This window comes from Nonomuraea sp. NPDC004702 (assembly GCF_053601695.1).
In genome coordinates, this window is record NZ_JBSGCE010000177.1 from 1 (window position 1) to 3,382 (window position 3,382).

The window sequence follows — 3,382 nt, forward strand, 5'->3', positions numbered from 1 at the left end:
GCCGCAGCGCGGCCAGCGACCGCCCAACGCGTGGCCGTGACGCCGCAGGCGGCACGGCCCTTGAAACCGTGGAGAAAGTCCTCATCCACTCAGCGATCACAGTCTTGATCTGCGGATATGCCCGATTGTCCATCGTGCTTGGCCAACCCATGTCGGTTGCCTCGTGGCTCAACCGATGTGGGGCCGACTGCTTGGAGGTAGCGATGTCGGCGCACGGCTTCCAACGCAGAGTCGTGGATGGGTGGATGCGCTGTGCTGGCGCGCAGGTTTCGCGAGCTGCGGGACATCGGAGATCGATCTCGGAGACCTTCGGAGTATGGTCAACCGCGGACCTGGTGTTCCACTCGATGACGGATGTACTCGTCTGGGTGCGAGCGGGCGATTGACACTGCCGCGTCCACGAGGTCATGCAGCTCCGGTGCGTACGCTGATCGCCAGAGCGGTAGTCCGGGGAGAAGGCATCGCCGAACGTCCAAGTGCTCGTTATTCACGAACTCTTGGAGTGCGGCCTGGTGCCAGTCCCGCGTCAGGACCGATGGGTCATCTGGCTCTGTTCGGCCCTCAGCGGTCAGAGTTTCTGCTCGCACTTGGTGGAGCTCAAGCGGCAGAGCCGACCAGTACCATGCTCGCGCAGCGCCGGCCCGCTCCTCGTCGGTGCCCCTCAGTAGATAGTTGAGCAGCGCCGCTCGGACGCGCCAACGTCCGAATGCGTTCAGAGCTGGCTCGATGAACTGACGGTTGAGGCTGGGGTTCGGGTCGTAGACGGCCGCCTTGATGAGTATCTCGAAGGATGAATCAGGCAGCGTCAGGCCATCGCGGCAGGCTTTTCGGAGCGCCGCCCGTGCCCGCTGATTCCAGCGCTGTTGATCGTTGGGATCCGGCTCAGGCGCGACCTTGATCCCTAACAAGTCGACCACGGCCGCCAGACATTGTTGGAACGATGCCCTGTCGTCCTCCGTTCGCCCTGGCAGCGCCATGAACACCTGCTTTCCGCCCGCTGTGTCCTTCGCGGCCGTTCCGTTCTCACCTGTCATCAACGGACCCTCCAACGTTTTTACCCTGGTCAGTTAGGCGTAGTTGTCGTTGTCGCCGCGGCGGATCAGCAGGAGGGCGCCGGCCTCGTCGGTGACGATCACGTTGACCGAGGGAACGAGCTTGTTGGGCGGCGGCGCGTCTGGGGCGTTGTAGTAGTCGATCCTGCTGGTCACGGCTCGGGAGACTACTTCATCCGGGTCTCGTGACTCAGCTCTTCGCGGATTCGGCTTCGCCGGGTGGGCTTACGAAGCTGCCGAGGCTCGGCACGGTGTAGATCAGGCCTTCTTCGCGTAGCTGGCGGATCGCCTTGCGGATGGTGTCGCGGGCAACGCCGAACTCCTGGACGAGGCGGACTTCCGAGACGAGGTACTTTGGCGGGTGTTCGCCGCTGCTGATGCGTCTGCGGAGGACGTCGGCGACCTACTGCCAGCGGGGGCGATCCGGCTCGAATTCGATCACGAGGCCCAAGCGTAGAAAGGGGACTTCAAGGGTCGTCACTCGCCTATAGAGATCTATCGCTACCCCTCGGTATCCCTAGGGGTAGGCAGGCTCCTCGCTCAGCTTCTACGCTCATGACATGGCAACCAAGAGTCACTGCCTTGTAGCGCTTCGCGCCCGCTTCCCCGGCTGGTCCTTCTTCCAGAGCGACGCGGGCGCCTTCTATGGGAGCCGGAGCGGTGTTCGGCTCAGCGACAAAGACGTTGACGCTGGGATGCGGCAGACGGTGAGCGCGGATGACCTGGAGACCTTCGTCAGGCTGCTTCTCGCGCAAGCGCAGTTGGCGGCCAAGGTATGAACGTACCGTCGTGGCGCTTCGACCATCACAGCCATCACCTGGCAGTTCCTCAGGAGAATGTGCTTCAGGTGGCGTGGCAAGACGTTGTGCGGCGATGCGATCGGATCAGGGTCCATGAACACACGTGCACCTGCATGCCCCCGATGTACGAGCTGTGCGCGGCCGGCGGGTTGTCGTTCATCCGACGCTTGTCAGTTCGCGATCGTTCACAAGTGTCCACCACCAGCAGAAGCACCTGCTCAACGCCATTCCCGACTTGATCGGTTTCCAGGGGCGTACACCTGTGTCTGTGGACATTGTTAGCAACGGCGTTAGCAAGATCGGCTAGACCTCGGCCGCCCCGAGACAACTGCTGATGCTGACTCCTGGCGGTCACCTGTCCCGCTGGAGCCTGACGCAGAGGGAACGCGCCCATCTGTGGCCGCGTTCTGTCATTCTCGGCTGGCAGCATGTTGGCATGATTGCGACTGCCGCTGACTACGCCTGGTTCACCTTTGGCCGGTTCGTCTACGACGAGTACACCGATCTTCGGGAGGCATACTGTTTCACCCTCGTTCGCGGGCTGACAGCTGAGCAGGTTCTGGCCCGGACTGGGGCCGAAGGCCTTCCGTCCATGGGGCTCAAGGAGCTGATCAAGGCAGGGGTTTCCGACCTCGATAGGTTCGGCTCCGGGTTTAGCCACTTCTTCGGGGTCGCACTCCTCGGTGACTGGGCGTTCATCGTCGAACCCAACGGCTTCATGGGCGTTCTCCCCAGCATCGCCGGACGGTTGTCGGCGGGCACCCGGCTGGTCTCCCATTTCCGCAATGTCAACGGGATTGAAGACTTCCTCTGGATGGAAGACGGCCAGGAGCGCATGGCCTTGGAGCCGAGCTTTTCCGACATCGACTCCTTCACCAAATGGGATGAGGAATTCACCGAGATCGCGCGGCAGGTCGAATTCGATGCCGCACACAGCAGTGAGTCGTTCTTCGCGATGGCGGAGTACCTGACTGGGGTCAAGGTGACGCCGGAACTGCTGGAACAGTCGGTCTACCTGTGTGGAGTCGCTCGGGCCCGCTGAGTAGATCACGGTTCGGGCGTTCCAGCTGGTAGTCATCCATCTCAACACGAACATCTGCAGCGTGTTGATCAAGGAACTGGTTGCCGTCCTGTTCCCTCATCTGGCCGGCGTGTGCGTTGAGCAGGTGTTCCGATCTGGAACCACGGTGAGGATCCGGGCCACAACCGGCACCAGGGAGGCCGCCTGCCCATCCTGTGGAACTCCGTCGCAGCAGGTGCACAGCCACGGGGTACGCCGCTTCTTCTGCCGCACTGCCACGTGTGCGAAGGCGACATTCGCCGAGCAGGTCCCTGGGCTGACCGTCCGATACGGCCGCCACAGCGTCACTGCGGCCAGGGCGTTGCAGGCCATCGCGCTGGCGCTGGGCGGACGGGCCGAAGCCCGGCTAGCCCACGCCTGATCCGTGAGGACCGGGCGGGGGTTTGTCGTTGCAGGAGGCCAGTCAGATGGCGGCGGACGTAGCGGCGGGGCGGGCGATCGCCTTGGCG

At 63.1% G+C, this 3,382-nt stretch carries 5 protein-coding genes and 1 pseudogene; 3 read left to right on the forward strand and 3 right to left on the reverse strand.

Features of this window, described 5'->3' with window-relative positions; translation table 11 throughout:
* Positions 1-320 precede the first annotated feature (320 nt).
* The 3 genes and pseudogenes from ACWEJ6_RS54500 to ACWEJ6_RS54510 form a co-directional block, all read right to left on the reverse strand.
* Positions 321-1,034, reverse strand: coding sequence for a hypothetical protein (locus ACWEJ6_RS54500; RefSeq protein WP_452433636.1), 714 nt, complete (start codon positions 1,032-1,034; stop codon positions 321-323).
* 33 nt (positions 1,035-1,067) lie between these two features.
* Positions 1,068-1,208 (reverse strand): hypothetical protein, encoded by a 141-nt coding sequence (locus ACWEJ6_RS54505; protein WP_452433638.1) that lies wholly within the window; start codon positions 1,206-1,208, stop codon positions 1,068-1,070.
* A gap of 34 nt (positions 1,209-1,242) precedes the next feature.
* A pseudogene (locus ACWEJ6_RS54510) lies at positions 1,243-1,443 on the reverse strand (GntR family transcriptional regulator); the annotation flags it as partial.
* A 169-nt stretch (positions 1,444-1,612) separates the two neighbouring features.
* Here ACWEJ6_RS54510 and ACWEJ6_RS54515 point away from each other — a divergent pair.
* The 3 genes from ACWEJ6_RS54515 (at position 1,613) to ACWEJ6_RS54525 (ending at position 3,294) form a co-directional block, all read left to right on the forward strand.
* Positions 1,613-1,831 carry a hypothetical protein gene (locus ACWEJ6_RS54515; RefSeq protein ID WP_452433640.1) on the forward strand — a complete coding sequence of 73 codons (219 nt, stop codon included), beginning with the start codon at positions 1,613-1,615 and terminating at the stop codon, positions 1,829-1,831.
* Between the two features lie 457 nt (positions 1,832-2,288).
* A complete protein-coding gene (locus tag ACWEJ6_RS54520; RefSeq protein ID WP_452433642.1) occupies positions 2,289-2,894 on the forward strand; it encodes a DUF6461 domain-containing protein in 606 nt (201 codons plus the stop codon).
* Between the two features lie 61 nt (positions 2,895-2,955).
* Positions 2,956-3,294, forward strand: coding sequence for a hypothetical protein (locus ACWEJ6_RS54525; RefSeq protein ID WP_452433644.1), 339 nt, complete (start codon positions 2,956-2,958; stop codon positions 3,292-3,294).
* Positions 3,295-3,382: the final 88 nt, after the last annotated feature.

Coding starts and splice junctions, on each gene's coding strand:
- ACWEJ6_RS54500 (WP_452433636.1), bottom strand. CDS start 1,034: ATGACAGGTGAGAACGGAACGGCCGCGAAGGACACAGCGGGCGGAAAG.
- ACWEJ6_RS54520 (WP_452433642.1), top strand. CDS start 2,289: ATGATTGCGACTGCCGCTGACTACGCCTGGTTCACCTTTGGCCGGTTC.
- ACWEJ6_RS54515 (WP_452433640.1), top strand. CDS start 1,613: ATGGCAACCAAGAGTCACTGCCTTGTAGCGCTTCGCGCCCGCTTCCCC.